Source organism: Streptomyces sp. NPDC093221 (assembly GCF_044753885.1).
Classification (GTDB): domain Bacteria; phylum Actinomycetota; class Actinomycetes; order Streptomycetales; family Streptomycetaceae; genus Actinacidiphila.
Genome location: NZ_JBIVOA010000010.1, coordinates 103,234 through 120,713 on the forward strand (window position 1 = coordinate 103,234; position 17,480 = coordinate 120,713).

At 71.2% G+C, this 17,480-nt stretch carries 13 protein-coding genes; 11 read left to right on the forward strand and 2 right to left on the reverse strand.

Annotated features, from left to right (window positions below):
* Nucleotides 1–64: 64 nt before the first annotated feature.
* Nucleotides 65–685, reverse strand: coding sequence for a TetR/AcrR family transcriptional regulator (locus ACIQCJ_RS30340; protein WP_355337000.1), 621 nt, complete (start codon nucleotides 683–685; stop codon nucleotides 65–67).
* 84 nt (nucleotides 686–769) lie between these two features.
* Here ACIQCJ_RS30340 and ACIQCJ_RS30345 point away from each other — a divergent pair, with 84 nt between their 5' ends.
* The 10 genes from ACIQCJ_RS30345 to glmS all read left to right on the forward strand — a co-directional run bounded on the left by ACIQCJ_RS30345 (nucleotide 770) and on the right by glmS (nucleotide 14,653).
* Complete coding sequence (locus tag ACIQCJ_RS30345; RefSeq protein ID WP_355336998.1) at nucleotides 770–2,398, forward strand: carboxyl transferase domain-containing protein; 1,629 nt, start codon at nucleotides 770–772, stop codon at nucleotides 2,396–2,398.
* A gap of 47 nt (nucleotides 2,399–2,445) precedes the next feature.
* Nucleotides 2,446–4,590 (forward strand): biotin carboxylase N-terminal domain-containing protein, encoded by a 2,145-nt coding sequence (locus ACIQCJ_RS30350; protein WP_402713194.1) that lies wholly within the window; start codon nucleotides 2,446–2,448, stop codon nucleotides 4,588–4,590.
* 101 nt (nucleotides 4,591–4,691) lie between these two features.
* Nucleotides 4,692–5,630 (forward strand): hydroxymethylglutaryl-CoA lyase, encoded by a 939-nt coding sequence (locus ACIQCJ_RS30355; RefSeq protein ID WP_402713195.1) that lies wholly within the window; start codon nucleotides 4,692–4,694, stop codon nucleotides 5,628–5,630.
* Between the two features lie 2 nt (nucleotides 5,631–5,632).
* Complete coding sequence (locus ACIQCJ_RS30360; protein WP_402713128.1) at nucleotides 5,633–6,799, forward strand: acyl-CoA dehydrogenase family protein; 1,167 nt, start codon at nucleotides 5,633–5,635, stop codon at nucleotides 6,797–6,799.
* 112 nt (nucleotides 6,800–6,911) lie between these two features.
* Complete coding sequence (locus ACIQCJ_RS30365) at nucleotides 6,912–8,360, forward strand: aspartate aminotransferase family protein (RefSeq protein WP_355336994.1); 1,449 nt, start codon at nucleotides 6,912–6,914, stop codon at nucleotides 8,358–8,360.
* On the forward strand, nucleotides 8,344–9,690 hold the full coding sequence (locus ACIQCJ_RS30370; RefSeq protein ID WP_402713129.1) for a lysine N(6)-hydroxylase/L-ornithine N(5)-oxygenase family protein: 1,347 nt from the start codon (nucleotides 8,344–8,346) through the stop codon (nucleotides 9,688–9,690). The genes ACIQCJ_RS30365 and ACIQCJ_RS30370 overlap by 17 nt, the downstream gene beginning before the upstream one ends.
* Entirely contained in the window at nucleotides 9,687–10,289 is a 603-nt protein-coding gene (locus ACIQCJ_RS30375; protein ID WP_402713130.1) for a GNAT family N-acetyltransferase, read from the forward strand. Before ACIQCJ_RS30370 ends, ACIQCJ_RS30375 begins: the two co-directional genes overlap by 4 nt.
* Nucleotides 10,286–12,217 carry an IucA/IucC family protein gene (locus ACIQCJ_RS30380; protein ID WP_402713131.1) on the forward strand — a complete coding sequence of 644 codons (1,932 nt, stop codon included), beginning with the start codon at nucleotides 10,286–10,288 and terminating at the stop codon, nucleotides 12,215–12,217. Before ACIQCJ_RS30375 ends, ACIQCJ_RS30380 begins: the two co-directional genes overlap by 4 nt.
* 168 nt (nucleotides 12,218–12,385) lie before the next feature.
* A complete protein-coding gene (locus tag ACIQCJ_RS30385) occupies nucleotides 12,386–12,661 on the forward strand; it encodes a hypothetical protein (protein WP_188280294.1) in 276 nt (91 codons plus the stop codon).
* A 177-nt stretch (nucleotides 12,662–12,838) separates the two neighbouring features.
* The gene (gene glmS, locus ACIQCJ_RS30390) at nucleotides 12,839–14,653 is read left to right on the forward strand and encodes a glutamine--fructose-6-phosphate transaminase (isomerizing) (RefSeq protein ID WP_355336985.1); all 1,815 of its coding nucleotides are present in this window, start codon (nucleotides 12,839–12,841) and stop codon (nucleotides 14,651–14,653) included.
* Between the two features lie 171 nt (nucleotides 14,654–14,824).
* On the opposite strand, the gene ACIQCJ_RS30395 is transcribed toward glmS, so the two are convergent.
* Complete coding sequence (locus tag ACIQCJ_RS30395) at nucleotides 14,825–15,346, reverse strand: universal stress protein (protein ID WP_355336983.1); 522 nt, start codon at nucleotides 15,344–15,346, stop codon at nucleotides 14,825–14,827.
* 831 nt (nucleotides 15,347–16,177) lie between these two features.
* Between ACIQCJ_RS30395 and ACIQCJ_RS30400 the strand changes: the two genes are divergently transcribed.
* A complete protein-coding gene (locus tag ACIQCJ_RS30400) occupies nucleotides 16,178–17,476 on the forward strand; it encodes a helix-turn-helix domain-containing protein (RefSeq protein WP_355336981.1) in 1,299 nt (432 codons plus the stop codon).
* The last annotated feature ends 4 nt before the right edge of the window (nucleotides 17,477–17,480 follow it).

Genomic DNA, 17,480 nt, shown 5'->3' on the forward strand with positions numbered 1-17,480 from the left:
GCGCCTCCCATCCGCGACCGGGTCCGCTGCCGGGGCGGTCGACAATCGAGCATTAAGCAAGCGCTCAGTAAGTTACCCGCCAGTCGGCCGTGCTGTCCAGACCGTCCAGCGCGTCCAGCGCCCCGAGGGCGAGCCGGTGCAGCAGGGCCGCCATCGCGGTCCTGCCGGGCAGTCCGCCGCGCTCGCCGAGGTGCGGAGTGGAGTTGAGCAGACCGAAGACGGCGTGCACGGCCGCGCGCACCTCCAGCTCGGTGGCGCCCGGATGGACCAGCCGCACGACCGCGACCCACTCCTCGACGTACTGCCGCTGGAGCTGGCGGACCAGCTTGCGGTCGGAGTCGCGCAGCCGGTCCAGCTCGCGGTCGTGCAGCGTGATCAGCGGCCGGTCGTCGATCGCGAAGTCGATATGGCCGCGGACCAGCGCGTCCAGCGCCTCGACTGGCCCGGTCGCCTCGGCGACCCGCATCTTGCCCGCGGTCAGCAGCCGGCCGCTGATGCCCACCAGCAGCTCGGCGAGCATGGCGTCCTTGCCCGCGAAATGCCGGTAGAGACCCGGGCCGCTGATGCCGACCGCGGCGCCTATCTCGTCGACACCGACCCCGTGGAAGCCGCGCTCGGCGAAGAGCCGGGCGGCCTCTCGGAGAATCTGCTCGCGACGGTTCTCCGCCGTCTTCGTCGGGTTCATGAGATCGAGTCTAGACAACCGAGTTAGCGAGCGTTAACGTGGAGTCATCACGTTAACGCTCGCTAACATCCGGGGGGCCGAACCATGGCAGCACCCGCCCTGTCCAGCGCCGCAGATCCGGCGTCAGAGGCGTATCAGGCCAATGCGCAGGCTCATGCCGCATTGACCGCGGACCTGCGCGACAAGCTGGCCGCCGCGCGGCTCGGCGGCGGCGAGAGAGCCCGCGCCCGCCACACCGCGCGCGGAAAGCTGCTGCCCAGAGACCGGGTGGACGGGCTGCTCGACCCCGGCTCGCCCTTCCTGGAGCTGGCGCCGCTGGCCGCGGACGGGATGTACGACGGGCAGGCACCGGCCGCCGGGGTGATCGCCGGGATCGGCCGGGTCGCGGGGCGTGAGGTCGTGGTCGTCGCCAATGACGCCACGGTCAAGGGCGGCACCTATTACCCGATGACGGTCAAGAAGCATCTGCGCGCCCAGGAGATCGCCCTGGACAACCGGCTGCCGTGCGTCTACCTGGTCGACTCCGGCGGCGCCTTCCTCCCCCGGCAGGACGAGGTCTTCCCCGACCGCGACCACTTCGGCCGGATCTTCTACAACCAGGCCACCATGTCCGCGCGCGGCATCCCGCAGATCGCCGCCGTCATGGGCTCGTGCACCGCGGGCGGCGCCTACGTCCCGGCGATGAGCGACGAGGCGGTGATCGTACGGAATCAGGGCACGATCTTCCTCGGCGGTCCGCCGCTGGTGAAGGCGGCCACCGGCGAGGTCGTCACCGCGGAGGAACTGGGCGGCGGCGAGGTGCACTCCCGGGTCTCCGGCGTCACCGACCACCTCGCCGAGGACGACGCCCACGCGCTGGACATCGTCCGCGACATCGTCGCCACCCTGCCCGCGCGCGGCGCGCCGCCGTGGACGGTACGGCCCGCGGAGCCGCCCGCCGTGGACCCGGCCGGGCTGACCGGCGCGGTACCGGTCGACTCCCGCACCCCGTACGACGTCCGCGAGGTCATCGCGCGGCTGGTGGACGGCAGCCGCTTCGCCGAGTTCAAGGCGGAGTACGGCACCACGCTGGTCACCGGCTTCGCCCACATCCAGGGCCATCCGGTCGGCATCGTGGCCAACAACGGCATCCTGTTCGCCGAATCCGCCCTCAAGGGCGCGCATTTCATCGAGCTGTGCGACCAGCGCGGCATCCCGCTGCTGTTCCTCCAGAACATCTCCGGCTTCATGGTCGGCCGCCAGTACGAGGCGGGCGGCATCGCCAAGCACGGCGCGAAGATGGTCACGGCGGTCGCCTGCGCGCGCGTGCCCAAGCTGACCGTGGTGATCGGCGGCTCCTACGGCGCGGGCAACTACTCGATGTGCGGCCGGGCCTACAGCCCGCGCTTCCTGTGGATGTGGCCCAACGCCAAGATCTCGGTGATGGGCGGCGAGCAGGCCGCGTCCGTGCTGGCCACCGTCAAGCGCGACCAGCTCGCCGCCGCGGGCGAGAAGTGGAGCGAGGAGGCGGAGGAGGCGTTCAAGGCCCCGGTCCGCGAGCAGTACGAGACGCAGGGCAACGCCTACTACGCCACCGCCAGGCTCTGGGACGACGGTGTGATCGACCCGCTGGAGACCCGTACCGTCCTCGGCCTGGCCCTCACCGCCTGCGCCAACGCCCCCCTTCCGACCGCCGATCCGGGCGCGCCCGGCTACGGCGTCTTCCGGATGTGAGGGGCGTGCCGACCATGAACACCGCAACCGCCGGGAGCGCGAGCCCCATGTTCGACACCGTCCTGGTCGCCAACCGCGGCGAGATCGCCGTCCGCGTGCTGCGGACCCTGCGGGAGCTGGGCGTCCGCTCGGCCGCCGTCTTCACCGACGCCGACGCCGACGCCCGGCACGTACGCGAGGCGGACACCGCGGTACGGATCGAGAACTATCTGTCGGCCGCCGAGCAGGTACGGGCGGCCGTGGAGGCGGGTGCCCAGGCGGTCCACCCCGGCTACGGCTTCCTGGCGGAGAACGCGGCCTTCGCCCGCGCCTGCGCCGAGGCGGGCCTGGTCTTCATCGGACCGCCCGCCGAGGCCATCGAGCTGATGGGCGACAAGATCCGCGCCAAGGAGACGGTCCGGGCCGCGGGCGTCCCGGTCGTGCCCGGCAGCACGGGCAGTGGGCTCACCGACGACCAACTGGCCGACGCGGCACGGGAGATCGGCCTGCCGGTGCTGCTCAAGCCCTCGGCGGGCGGCGGCGGCAAGGGCATGCGGCTGGTGCGCGACGAGGCCCTGCTGGCCGAGGAGATCGCGGCGGCCCGGCGCGAGGCGCGCGGCTCCTTCGGCGACGACACGCTGCTGGTGGAGCGGTGGATCGACCGGCCGCGGCACATCGAGATCCAGGTCCTGGCCGACGGCCACGGCTCGGTGGTGCACCTCGGCGAGCGCGAGTGCTCGCTGCAACGACGGCACCAGAAGGTGATCGAGGAGGCCCCCTCGGTCCTGCTCGACGAGGCGACCCGGCAGGCGATGGGCGAGGCCGCGGTGCAGGCCGCCCGCTCGTGCGGCTACACGGGCGCGGGCACGGTGGAGTTCATCGTCCCCGGCGCCGACCCCGGCGCGTACTTCTTCATGGAGATGAACACCCGCCTCCAGGTGGAGCACCCGGTGACGGAGCTGGTCACCGGGCTCGACCTGGTCGAGTGGCAGCTCCGGGTGGCGTGCGGCGAGCGGCTGGGCTTCGGACAGCGGGCCATCGCCATGACCGGCCACGCCATGGAGGCGCGGATCTGCGCGGAGACCGCCAGAGCGGGCGACGGCCGGGTGGACTTCCTGCCGTCCGCGGGCACCGTCGTGGCGCTGGCCGAACCGACCGGCCCCGGAGTGCGCGTCGATTCGGGTCTCGCGGTCGGCACGGAGGTGGGCACGGCCTACGACCCGATGCTGGCCAAGGTGATCGCCTACGGCCCCGACCGGGCCACGGCGCTGCGACGGCTGCGGGCCGCGCTGGCGGACACCGTCGTGCTGGGCCTGGACACCAACACCGGTTTCCTGCGCAGGCTGCTGGCCCACCCGGCGGTGGTCGCGGGCGAGCTGGACACCGGGCTGATCGACCGGGACGCCGCCGAGCTGCTGCCGCCCGGCGTGCCGGACGAGGTGTACGCGGCGGCGGCGCTGCTGCGGCAGGCCGCGCTGGCCCCGGCCCCGGACGCGGGCGGCTGGACCGACCCGTTCTCGGTGCCGAGCGGCTGGCGGCTGGGCGGCGAGGCGGCCTGGACGGTGCACCACCTGCGGGTTCCCGGCCGGGAGCCGGTGACGGTACGGGTCCGTGACGGCCTGGTGCGGATCGGCGAAGGACCGGCCACGGCGGCCCGGTTGACGCTGGACGGACCGCGCGCGCTGCTGCACCGCGAGGGCACGGTGACCGCTTTCCGGCACGCGGGCGAGTGGCTGGGCCGGGACGGCGACGGCTGGTGGGTACGGGCATACGACCCGGTGGCCGCGGCCCTGCGCGGCGCCGCGGGCGGGGGCGGGGGCGGCGCGCTGACCGCGCCGATGCCCGGCACGGTCACGGTGGTGAAGGTCGGCAAGGGGGACGAGGTCGTGGCGGGCCAGAGCCTGCTGGTGGTGGAGGCCATGAAGATGGAGCACGTGATCACCGCCCCGCACGACGGGACGGTGTCCGAGATCGACGTCACCGCGGGCAGCACCGTGGCGATGGACCAGGTGCTTGCGGTGGTCACCCCGTCGGCCCCGCAGGACCCGGCCGAGGCGGCAACACCCGCGGCAGCCGCCGGAACAGCGCCCGAACCGCCCGCCGGACCGACCGCCGCGCGGACCACCGCATCCGACGCCGCGCGGACCACCGCACCCGCTGCCGGTCAGACCACCGCGCCGGCTTCCGCGCCGACTGCCGGGGAGGCGTCATGAGCACCGCCGACCGGAGCCCGGCCGCGTCCGGGACACCCACCAGCGCCGCCGCGAGTACGACGACGGACGCGACCGCCGGCGCGCTGCCCGCCGGACTGCCGATGGCCGTACCCGCGGCCGGGCTGCCGACGGCCGTGCGGATCCACGAGGTCGGCGCGCGGGACGGATTGCAGAACGAGAAGGCGACCGTGCCGACCGCCGTGAAGGCGGAATTCGTGCACCGGCTCGCCGCGGCCGGGCTCGGCACGATCGAGGCGACCAGCTTCGTCCACCCCAAGTGGGTGCCCCAACTGGCCGACGCGGCCGAGCTGATGTCGCTGCTCGCGGACCTGGACCCGGCGGTGCGGCTGCCGGTGCTGGTGCCGAACGAGCGGGGTCTGGAGCGGGCGCTGGAGCTGGGCGTCCGGGAGATCGCGGTCTTCGGCAGCGCCACCGAGTCCTTCGCCCGCGCCAACCTCAACCGGACGGTGGAGGAGTCGCTGGCGATGTTCGCCCCGGTGGTGACCAGGGCCAGGGACGCGGGCGCCACCGTCCGCGGCTATCTGTCGATGTGCTTCGGCGACCCCTGGGAGGGCCCGGTCCCGATCGGGCAGGTCGCCGCCGCGGCCCGGCGGCTGTACGAACTGGGCTGCACCGAGCTGAGCCTCGGCGACACGATCGGGGTGGCGACGCCCGGCCATGTCACGGCGCTGCTGGACGAACTGACCGGCGGCTCCGGCGGCAACGGCGTGCCGGTCGACAAGCTCGCCGTGCACTTCCACGACACCTACGGCCAGGCGCTGTCCAACACGCTGGCCGCGCTCCAGCGGGGCGTCACCGTCGTGGACGCCTCCGCGGGCGGCCTCGGCGGCTGCCCGTACGCCAAGAGCGCCACCGGAAACCTCGCCACCGAAGACCTCGTCTGGATGCTGCACGGCCTCGGCATCCGCACCGGGGTCGATCTGGACCGCCTCAGCGCCACAAGCGTGTGGATGGCGGAGCACCTGGGACGGCCGAGCCCGTCCCGTACCGTCCGCGCCCTGACCCACCAGGAGCAGTAGCCATGTCGATCGACCACCGTCTGTCCGCCGAGTACGAGGAACTGCGCGCCACGGTCGCGGAGTTCGCCAAGGACGTGATCGCGCCGAAGATCGGCGAGTTCTACGAGCAGCAGGAGTTCCCGTACGAGATCGTGCGGGAGATGGGGCGGATGGGCCTGTTCGGGCTGCCGTTCCCCGAGGAGTACGGCGGGATGGGCGGCGACTACTTCGCGCTGTGCATCGCGCTGGAGGAGCTGGCCCGCGTGGACTCCTCGGTGGCGATCACCCTGGAGGCCGGGGTGTCGCTGGGCGCGATGCCGGTGTTCAGGTTCGGCACCGAGGAGCAGAAGCGCGCCTGGCTGCCGAAGCTCTGCTCGGGCGAGATGCTGGGCGCGTTCGGGCTGACGGAGCCGGAGTGCGGTTCCGACGCGGGCGGCACCCGTACCACCGCGCGGCTGGACGAGGCGACCGACGAGTGGGTGATCAACGGCACCAAGTGCTTCATCACCAACTCGGGCACCGACATCACCGGGCTGGTCACGGTGACGGCGGTGACCGGCCGCAAGGACGACGGCAGGCCGCGGATCTCCTCGATCATCGTGCCGTCGGGGACGCCCGGCTTCACGGTGTCGAAGAAGTACAGCAAGGTCGGGTGGAACGCGTCGGACACCCGCGAGCTGTCCTTCGCCGACTGCCGGGTGCCCGCGGCGAATCTGCTGGGCGAGGAGGGCCGGGGCTACGCGCAGTTCCTGCGCATCCTGGACGAGGGGCGGATCGCGATCTCGGCCCTGTCCACCGGTCTGGCGCAGGGCTGTGTGGACGAGTCGCTGTCGTACGCCAAGACCCGGCACGCCTTCGGGCGTCCGATCGGTGACAACCAGGCGATCCAGTTCAAGATCGCGGACATGGAGATGCGGGCCCACACGGCGCGGCTGGCGTGGCGGGACGCGGCGTCGCGGCTGGTGCACGGCGACGACTTCAAGAAGGAGGCGGCGCTGGCCAAGCTCTACTCCTCCGAGATCGCGGTCACCAACGCCCGTGAGGCCACGCAGATCCACGGCGGCTACGGCTTCATGAACGAATATCCGGTGGCCCGTATGTGGCGGGACTCCAAAATCCTGGAGATCGGCGAAGGCACCAGCGAGGTGCAGCGCATGCTGATCGCACGGGAGTTGGGGCTGGTGGGCTAGAACACCCGCCTGCGGGGAAGAGTGATTCCTGAGACAACTGGGACACAGGACCGTTGAAGCGGTGAGTTAGGTTAGGCTAACCTAACTCAGCCGCTCAACGAGAGGTCTGCCCATGCGCTCACACCTGCTCAACGACGCCACGACGGAGCACTATCTGCGCTCCGTCTCCCAGGGAGTCGAGCGGGTGGCGGCCACCCTCGCCGCGACCGACCGGCCTTTCACCGGTATCACCCCGGAAGCCCTCGCGCCCCGGATCGACGCGATCGACCTCGCCCAGCCGCTCGGCGACACCGCCGCCGCGCTGGACGAACTCGAAGCGGTCTATCTGCGCGACGCCGTCTACTTCCACCACCCCCGCTACCTCGCGCACCTCAACTGCCCGGTCGTCATACCGGCCGTCGCCGCCGAGGCCGTGCTCAGCGCCGTCAACTCCTCCCTCGACACCTGGGACCAGAGCGCCGGCGCCACCCTCATCGAGCGCCGCATGATCGACTGGACGGCCGAGCGCGCGGGCCTCGGCCCGGCGGCCGACGGCGTCTTCACCAGCGGCGGCACCCAGTCCAACCTCCAGGCGCTGCTGCTCGCCCGTGAGGAAGCCGTCACCCGCGGCGCCGCCTCCTCGCGGCTGCGCATCCTCGCCTCCGAGTGCGGCCACTTCAGCGTCCAGAAGTCCGCGAAGCTGCTCGGCCTCGGCGCCGACGCCGTCATCGCCGTCCCCTGCGACCAGAACAAGCGGATGCAGAGCCTCGCGCTCGCCCGCGAGTTGGACCGCTGCGCCCGCGAGGGCCTGACCCCGATGGCCGTCGTCGCCACCGCGGGCACCACCGACTTCGGCTCCATCGACCCGCTGCCCGCCATCGCCGACCTGTGCGAGCGCCACGGCGTGTGGCTGCACGTGGACGCCGCGTACGGCTGCGGCCTGCTGGTCTCCCCCACCCGCCGCCACCTGCTCGACGGCATCGAGCGCGCCGACTCGGTGACCGTCGACTACCACAAGTCCTTCTTCCAGCCCGTCAGTTCGAGCGCCCTCCTGGTCCGCGACCGCACCACGCTGCGGCACGCCACGTACTACGCCGACTACCTCAACCCGCGCCGCACCACCACCGAGCGCATCCCCAACCAGGTGGACAAGTCGCTCCAGACCACACGGCGGTTCGACGCCCTCAAGCTGTGGATGACGCTGCGCGTGATGGGCGCCGACGGCGTCGGCCAGCTCTTCGACGAGGTCGTGGACCTGGCCGCCGAGGGCTGGAAGCTGCTCGACGCCGACCCGCGCTTCGAAGTGGTCGCCCCGCCGACCCTGTCCACGCTGGTCTTCCGCTGGATCCCGGCCGCCGTCACCAGCCCGGCGCTGATCGACCGCGCCAACCTGCACGCCCGCAAGGCGCTGTTCGCCTCGGGCGAGGCCGTCGTGGCGGGCACGAAGGTACGCGGCAGCCACTACCTGAAGTTCACCCTGCTCAACCCGCGCACCACCCCCGCCGACATCGCCACCGTCCTCGACCTGCTCGCCGAGCACGCGGACCAGTACCTGGGAGACGCACTTGTCCACGCCTCGTGACCCGGACTCGGCATCCGAACCCGCCGCGCCGGAACCGGAGTTCGACTTCATCGCGATCGGCCTCGGCCCGTTCAATCTGGGCCTCGCCTGCCTGACCGAGCCGATCGACGACCTCAACGGCCTCTTCCTGGAAGCCAAACCGGACTTCGACTGGCACTCCGGCATGTTCCTGGAGGGCAGCACCCTCCAGACGCCGTTCATGTCGGACCTGGTGACCCTCGCCGACCCCACCTCGCCCTTCAGCTTCCTCAACTACCTCAAGGAATCAGGGCGGTTGTACTCCTTCTACATACGCGAGAGCTTCTATCCGCTGCGCGAGGAGTACAACGACTACTGCCGCTGGGCCGCGGCCCGCATCCCGTCGATCCGCTTCGGACAGACGGTCACCGAGGTGACCTACGAGGACGGCGCAACGCACGAGGGCACGCACGAGGGCACGCACGGCGGGACCTACGTCGTACGGACCGCGAGCGGCGCGGCGCACCGTACGCGCCGACTGGTCCTCGGCACCGGCACACCGCCGTACGTCCCCGCCGCCTGCGAAGGGCTCGGCGGCGACCTCATCCACAACTCCCGCTATCTGGCGGCCAAGAGCGACCTCCAGCGCAAGCGCAGCATCACGATCGTCGGCAGCGGGCAGAGCGCCGCCGAGATCTACCACGACCTGCTCCAGGACATCGACGCGCACGGTTACGCGCTGAACTGGGTGACCCGCTCGCCGCGCTTCTTCCCGCTCGAATACACCAAGCTCACGCTGGAAATGACGTCGCCCGAATACGTCGACTACTTCCATTCCCTGCCGTCCCCGGTCCGCGACTCGCTGAACGTCTCGCAGAAGAACCTCTACAAGGGGATCAATTCGGAGCTGATCAATGACATCTTCGACCTGCTCTATCTGAAGAACCGGCGCGGCAAGGTCCCGACCCGGCTGCTCACCAACACCTCGCTCGACAGCGCGCGGTACGACGCCGACAGCGGCACGTACACCCTCGGACTGTGCCAACGCGAGCAGGGCGGGGAGTTCACGATCGACACCGAGGGCCTGGTCCTCGCCACCGGCTACCGCTACCAGGTGCCGGAATTCCTCGCCCCCGTCCGGGACCGCATCCGCTGGGACGAGCAGGGCCGTTACGACGTCACCCGCGACTACGCCATCGACGTCACCGAGCGCGCGATCTACGTGCAGAACGCCGAACTGCACACGCACGGCTTCGTCTCCCCCGACCTCGGCATGGCCGCCTACCGCAACTCCCGCATCATCCGGGAGCTGCTGGGCCGCGAGCGCTACCGCGTGGAAAAGGCCATCGCCTTCCAGGAGTTCACCGCATGAGCAGCACGAACAGCATGAGCGGCGCAAGCACCGCGAGGACCGCAACCACCGCGCACAGCGCGGGCAGCACCAGCACAGACCTCGACTTCACCTTCCGCCCGGTCGACCCCCTCGCCGACGCCGACCTGCTGCACACCTGGGTGACGCACCCGAAAGCCGGTTTCTGGCTGATGGGCGACGCGAGCCGTTACGACGTCGAGCGCGCGTACACCGAGATCGCGCAGGCCCCGTACGAGGAGGCGTTCCTCGGCCTCCAGGACGGACGGCCCGTCTTCCTGATGGAACGGTACGACCCCGCGCGGGTCGAACTCGTCGGGCTCTACCCGGCGCAGCCCGGTGACGTCGGGATGCACTTCCTGGTCGCGCCCTGCGACACCCCCGTGCACGGCTTCACCCGCGCGGTGATCAGGGCGGTGATGGCCGAACTCTTCGCCGATCCCGCGACCCGAAGGGTGATCGTGGAGCCCGACGTCCGCAACACGGCGGTGCACGTACTCAACGAGACGGTCGGCTTCGAGATCATCGAGCGGATCAAGAAGCCGGAGAAGGACGCCTTCTTGAGCATCTGCACCCGCGAGCGCTTCGAGGCCACCCGATGACCGACGTCGACCACCTCACCCCGGAGCTGTGGGAGCGGGCCACCCGCCACCTGGTGGCCAAGGCCCTCGCCGAATTCACCCACGAACGCCTGCTCACCCCGGAGCCCGCGAGCCAGGACGGCCAGGACGCCCAGCACGGCCAGGACCGTCAGCACGCCCCGGACGCCCCGGACGCCCCGGACGCCCAGGACGCCCGGCACGGTCAGAAGGACCACGACAGCTACCTCGTCCGCAGCGACGACGGCGCCACGACGTACCGTTTCGCCGCCCGCCGCCTGGCCCTCGACCACTGGCGGATCGACCCGGCGACCGTCACCCGCCACCGGCAGGAGGCCGAACTCCCCCTCGACGCGCTCGACTTCATCACCGAACTGCGCACCACCCTCGCCATCAGCGACAGCGTCCTGCCGGTCTACCTGGAGGAGATCAGCGCGACCCTCTCCGCCGCCGCCTTCAGGCTCGCCGCCCGCGACCGCGCCCCGGTGAGCGCGGCGGAGCTGACCCGCGCCGGATTCCAGGCCATCGAGACCGGGATGACCGAGGGCCACCCCTGCTTCGTCGCCAACAGCGGCCGGCTCGGTTTCGGCGCGGACGACCACCCGCGGTACGCGCCCGAGGCCGCCTCCCCCGTCCGGCTGATCTGGCTGGCCGCGCGCCGCGACCGCACCACCTTCAGCGCGGGCGCGGGCATCGACTACGAGGACTTCCTCACCGCCGAACTGGGCCGGGAGCAGCTCCGGCGCTTCGCCGCCGCGCTGACCGGCCGGGGCCTCGACCCGGCCGCGTATCTGCTGATCCCGGTCCACCCCTGGCAGTGGTGGAACAAGCTCTCGGTCACCTTCGCGGGCGAGGTCGCCCGGCAGCACCTGGTCTGCCTCGGCACCGGCGACGACGCGTATCTGGCGCAGCAGTCGGTCCGTACGTTCTTTAACACCACCGTCCCGACCAGGCACTATGTGAAGACGGCGCTGTCCGTCCTCAACATGGGCTTCATGCGCGGCCTGTCCGCCGCGTACATGGCGGCCACCCCGGCGATCAACGACTGGCTCGCCGAACTGATCGCCGCCGACCCCACCTTCACCGCCGCCCGCTTCTCGATCATCCGCGAGCGGGCGGCGATCGGTTACCACCACCGGCAGTACGAGGCGGCCACGGCGTACGGCTCCCCGTACCGGAAGATGCTGGCCGCGCTGTGGCGGGAGAGCCCGGTCGCGGACCTGGAGCCGGGCCACCACCTGGCCACGATGGCGTCGCTGCTGCACACCGACGCCGACACGAGCACGGGTACGGGTACGGGTACGGACACCGGCACCGACGCGGGCACCTCCTTCGCGGGCGCCCTCATCGCCCGCTCCGGCCTCCCCGCCGAGACCTGGCTGCGGCGCTACCTGGACGCGTATCTCGTCCCGGTGCTGCACAGCCTCTACGCCTACGGGCTGGCCTTCATGCCGCACGGCGAGAACGTGATCCTGGTGCTGGACGAGACCGGGACGGTGCGGCGGGCGGTGTTCAAGGACATCGCGGAGGAGATCGTGATCATGGACCCGGAGACGCCGCTGCCGCCCGAGGTGGAGCGGATCAGGGCCGAGGTCCCGGAGGACGAGCGGGTGCTCGCCGTCTTCACCGATGTCTTCGACTGCTTCTTCCGCTTCCTCAGCGCGATCCTCCACACCGGGAAGATCCTGGACGAAACGGTGTTCTGGCGGACGGTCGCCGAGTGCGTCGCCGACTACCAGGCCGCCCACCCCGACCTCGCCGACCGGTTCAAGCGGTACGACCTCTTCGCGCCGGAATTCACCCTGTCCTGCCTCAACCGGCTCCAGCTCCGTGACAACCAGCAGATGATCGACCTCGCCGACCCGTCGGCCGCCCTCCAGTTCGCGGGCACCCTCCCCAACCCCCTGGCGGCCCACCGGCCGCACCCGTAACCGGGCCAACCGGGCCGACCGGGCCGACCGGGCCGACCGGGCCGTCCGCGCCCGCAGCAGTGCCGTCTTCGTCCGTAACGGCCGAATTTTCACCCCCTTGGCCGCTTTCCCTGCCCGAAATCGGGCAGGATTCTTGCAAAGCGCAGATGATCACATCAGTATCGACGGGTGCTCGAACGCCGGACGTCCTACGAGGACCTGATCGACCACCTGGTGCGCTCCACGCCGCTGCACCGCGGCGAGGCGAGCCGGGTGGTGCTGGACGTGCTGGCGTACTTCGACGAGACGACGGAGGAGTTCGTCCGCAGGAGACACCGCGAACTCCAGGCCAAGGGCCTGGTCAACGCGGACATCTTCGAGCGGATCGCCGAGGAGCTGCCGCACCGCGCGGTGGCCCCCTCGGCCCTCTCGCAGCGCCAGCTCCGCCGCATCGTCTACGGCTGAGCGACCGAGCCAACGATGCGGCCGAGCGACCGAGCCGACAATACGGTCGAGCGGCTGAGCGACCGAGCCGACAATGCGGCCGAGCGGCCGAGCACCGTCGGCCACCGGGACAGGGCACCCGGGGGCCGAAAAGAACAGAACAGAACACGGACAGACACAGGGACGAGGGACGACCATATGTGCGGAATCGTCGGATACATCGGCAGGCGTGACGTGGCACCGCTGCTCCTCGAAGGGTTGCAGCGGCTGGAGTACCGGGGTTACGACTCCGCGGGCGTCGTGATCACCGGAAAGTCCGGCGAGCTGAGGACCGTGAAGGCCAAGGGCCGGGTGCGCGAGCTGGAAGCCCGCATCCCCAAGCGCTTCGCGGGCACCACCGGCATCGCGCACACCCGCTGGGCCACCCACGGCGCCCCGAGCGACCACAACGCGCACCCGCACCTCGACGGGGACAGCAAGGTCGCGATCGTCCACAACGGGATCATCGACAACGCGTCCGAGCTGCGCGCCAAGCTCTCCGCCGACGGCGTCACCTTCGCCTCGGAGACCGACACCGAGGTACTGGCCCACCTGATCGGCCGGGCCCAGGCGGAGACCCTGGAGGAGAAGGTCCGCGAGGCGCTGCGCTCGGTCGAGGGCACCTACGGCCTCGCCGTCCTGCACCGCGACTTCGCCGACCGCATCGTCGTGGCCCGCAACGGCTCCCCCGTCGTCCTCGGCATCGGCGAGAAGGAGATGTTCGTCGCCTCCGACGTCGCCGCGCTCGTCGCCCACACCCGCCAGGTCGTCACCTTGCAGGACGGCGAGATGGCCACCCTCAAGGCCGACGACTTCCGCACGTACACCACCGAGGGCTCGCTGACCACGGCGACGCCGACCACCGTGGAGTGGGAGGCCGAGTCGTACGACATGGGCGGCCACGACACGTACATGCACAAGGAGATCTCCGAGCAGGCGGAGGCGGTCGACCGCGTGCTGCGCGGCCGGATCGACGACCGGTTCTCCACCGTGCACCTGGGCGGCCTGAACCTGGAGCCGGGCGAGGCCCGCCGGGTGCGCCGGATCAAGATCCTCGGCTGCGGCACCAGCTACCACGCGGGGCAGATCGGCGCCGGGCTGATCGAGGAGCTGGCCCGTATCCCCGCGGACGCCGAGCCCGCCTCGGAATTCCGCTACCGCAACCCGGTGGTCGACCCCGACACCCTCTATGTCGCGGTCTCCCAGTCCGGTGAGACGTACGACGTGCTGGCCGCCGTCCAGGAGCTCAAGCGCAAGGGCGCGCGGGTGCTGGGCGTGGTCAACGTGGTCGGTTCGGCCATCGCCCGCGAGGCGGACGGCGGCACCTATGTGCACGCCGGGCCCGAGGTCTGCGTGGTGTCCACCAAGTGCTTCACCAACACCGTGGTCGCCTTCGCGCTGCTCGCCCTGCACCTGGGCCGGATCCGCGACCTGTCGGTGGCCGACGGCAAGCGGATCATCGAGGGCCTGCGCCGGCTGCCCGGCCAGATCGACGAGATCCTGAAGACCGAGCCGGAGATCAAGGCGCTGGCCAGGCGGTACGCGGACGCCAAGTCGATGCTGTTCATCGGGCGGGTACGCGGCTACCCGGTGGCCCGCGAGGCGTCGCTGAAGCTCAAGGAGGTCTCGTACATCCACGCGGAGGCGTACCCGGCCTCGGAGCTGAAGCACGGGCCGCTGGCCCTGATCGACCCGTCCATGCCGACGGTCGCGATCGTGCCGGACGACGACCTGCTGGAGAAGAACCGGGCGGCCCTGGAGGAGATCAAGGCCCGCAGCGGGCGCATCCTCGCGGTGGCGCACCAGCCGCAGGAGAAGGCCGACGACACCATCGTCGTACCGAAGAACGAGAACGAGCTGGACCCGATCCTGATGGGCATCCCGCTCCAGCTCTTCGCGTACCACACGGCCCTCGCACTGGGCCGGGACATCGACAAGCCGCGTAACCTGGCGAAGTCCGTGACCGTCGAGTAGCCGAGCGATCGGCTCGTCGCCGGTCGCGCATACGGCGAAGGCCCCCGCCAGCCCGGCGGGGGCCTTCGTAAATGTCCGTACGGGACGATCCCGCACGGAACGTGCGACCGTCCTCCGCAACCCTCCGTGACCCTCCGTGACCCTCCGTGACCCGTCGCGACCCTCCGCGCCCTACGGAATGACCACCACGGGCCGCTGCGCCCGCCGCGCGAGCCGCCCGGCGACCGAGCCGAAGATCCTGCCGACCAGGCCGTGCGTACCGCCCACCACGATGGCGTCGGCCTCGTACTCCCGGCCGACCTCCTCCAACTCGTGGCAGATGTCGCCGCCGCGCTCCACCAACACCCAGGAGATCTCGGCGAGGTGGTCCGCGCAGGCCAGTTCGAGGCCGAGGACTTCGGTGCGGTGGTCGGGCACGTCCACGAAGACCGGCGGTTCGCAGCCCGCCCACACGGTGGCCGGAAGCCGGTTGGCGACATGCACGATGATCAGCGCGGAGTGCGTCCTGCGGGCCATGCCGATGGCGTAGGACAGGGCGCGCTCGCTGGAGAGGGAACCGTCGAAGCCCACCACGACCCCGTGCCGGAAGGCAGGATCGCAGGCGTGCCGCAGCGCTGGAGCCTGCTCGGGCAGCGCCGCCGACTCGGCGAGCGGCCTGCCGTCGGCGGGCTCGGGAAACTCATGACCGGCCATGATGCGGATTCTCGGCGAGGGCGGCGCTGACGCGCCGAGCAGCGGACAAGGACGGTGCGCGCGGGGCGGGCCGCCGGAACCAGCCGGTTTCGGCCAGTTCGCCACTTCCCGTCCCACTGACTCCAGAGTACGGCCGCGGAGACCGCCTGCACAGGCTTGCCGGGGCTCCACAGCCCTGTCGTACCCGGCAGGTACCCGGAGTTTCCGGAAGAATGCCGGAGCCGGGCCCAGAGTGCAACGCCATCACGCCAACCGGCGGCACGGTTCAGCGCACCGGCGCACCGTGGGGGCGCATCGGGATCACCCGTCCGTGGCTCTTCCGGAACGCCTCGGAACCCCGCCGCAGGGACCTCGGACCGGTGCGCAGGACACCTCCGGCGCACGTGAACGACGTGTTCGGGCTCCGGCAGGCGCGCGGGCCGGCCGCGCGCCGCGCACCGCTCCCCGCACGCGGTGGGCGCACCACCCGGCGCCCTTTACGCACACCGGCCCGCCGAACGACGTTTTTCGGCCAACTTCTCTTCCCTGCGCGCCGATTGGGCTTCCGGATCATTAACACCCCCACCACCTGCGGTTCTACGATGCCCAAAGACGCGGAGGGGGCGTTTGGTGGCCCGTGTGGCGGGAGGCGTACTTCCCAGCGGGCTCAGCGAGTGAAACGCTTCGTGATCGAATGCTTTACGCCACGTTGTCTTGTCGACTTAGCGTCAGATGGTGAACTAGTCACTAACGCCCCACCTGACACAGTAGATTTGATCATGGGTGGCCTCATGGGGGAAAACATGCAGGACCGAGGGGACGACGCGTCGATTCGAGGGGGGCTTGAGCTCCATGAGCCAGGAGTCCAGTTCCGTTACGGCGGCGGACAGTCCGTCGCAAGCACCATCGGCATCGCCTCGCGCCATTCGTAAACTTTCCGCGCGACGCCGACCGGAAGTCGTCGCCGTGCTGCTCTTCAGCGGCGGACCGATCTTCGAGAGCTCCATACCGCTCTCGGTCTTCGGCATAGACCGGCAGGACGCGGGCGTGCCCCGCTACCGACTGCTGGTGTGCGCCGGGGAGGACGGCCCGCTGCGGACCACCGGCGGACTCGAACTGACCGCGCCCTACGGCCTGGAGGCACTCTCCAGGGCCGGCACGGTCGTCGTGCCCACCTGGCGCTCGATCTCCCAGGCGCCGCCGCCCGAGGCGCTGGACGCGATCCGCCGCGCCCACGAGGAGGGTGCCCGGATCATCGGACTGTGCACCGGCGCCTTCGTGCTGGCCGCCGCCGGGCTGCTGGACGGCCGCCCGGCCACCACACACTGGATGTACGCGCCCACGCTCGCCAAACGGTATCCCTCGGTGCACGTGGACCCCAGGGAACTGTTCGTGGACGACGGCGACGTCCTCACCTCCGCGGGGACCGCCGCCGGGATCGACCTGTGCCTGCACGTGGTGCGCACCGACCACGGCGGCGAGGCCGCGGCGGCGCTGGCCAGACGCCTGGTCGTACCGCCCCGCCGGGCGGACTGGCAGACCGGTCAGCGACACCTCGACCGGTCTTTACCCGAGGAGATCGGCGCCGACCCGCTGGCCGAGGTCGTCGCCTGGGCGCTGGAGCATCTTCACGAGCAGTTCGACGTCGAGGCGCTGGCCGCGCGCGCGTACATGAGCCGTCGGACGTTCGACCGGCGGTTCCGCTCGCTCACCGGCAGCGCGCCGTTGCAGTGGCTGATCACCCAACGGGTGCTCCAGGCGCAGCGGCTGCTGGAGACGTCGGACTACTCGGTCGACGAGGTGGCGGGCCGCTGCGGCTTCCGCTCGCCCGTCGCGCTGCGCGGGCACTTCCGGCGGCAGCTCGGCTCCTCCCCCGCGTCCTACCGGGCGGCCTACCGCGCCCGCAGGCCGCAGGACGAGCCGGACCGCACGCCGCCCGCACCCGACCTGCCGCCGCCCCGGCGCGGCCCGGTCTCCCAGATCCTGGCCGCACCCGGCAAGACGGACAGTGACGCCTACGTCGCCGCCCGTGTGCCCGAGCAGCCCGGCAGCAGGGCCGAGGCGGCCGAGAGCGCGTCCCGGGGGCGGCTGCGCGCCCCACGCAGCCTGGGCGCCGCACTGCCCGGCTCACGGGATCGCCCCGTAGGGTGAGGCG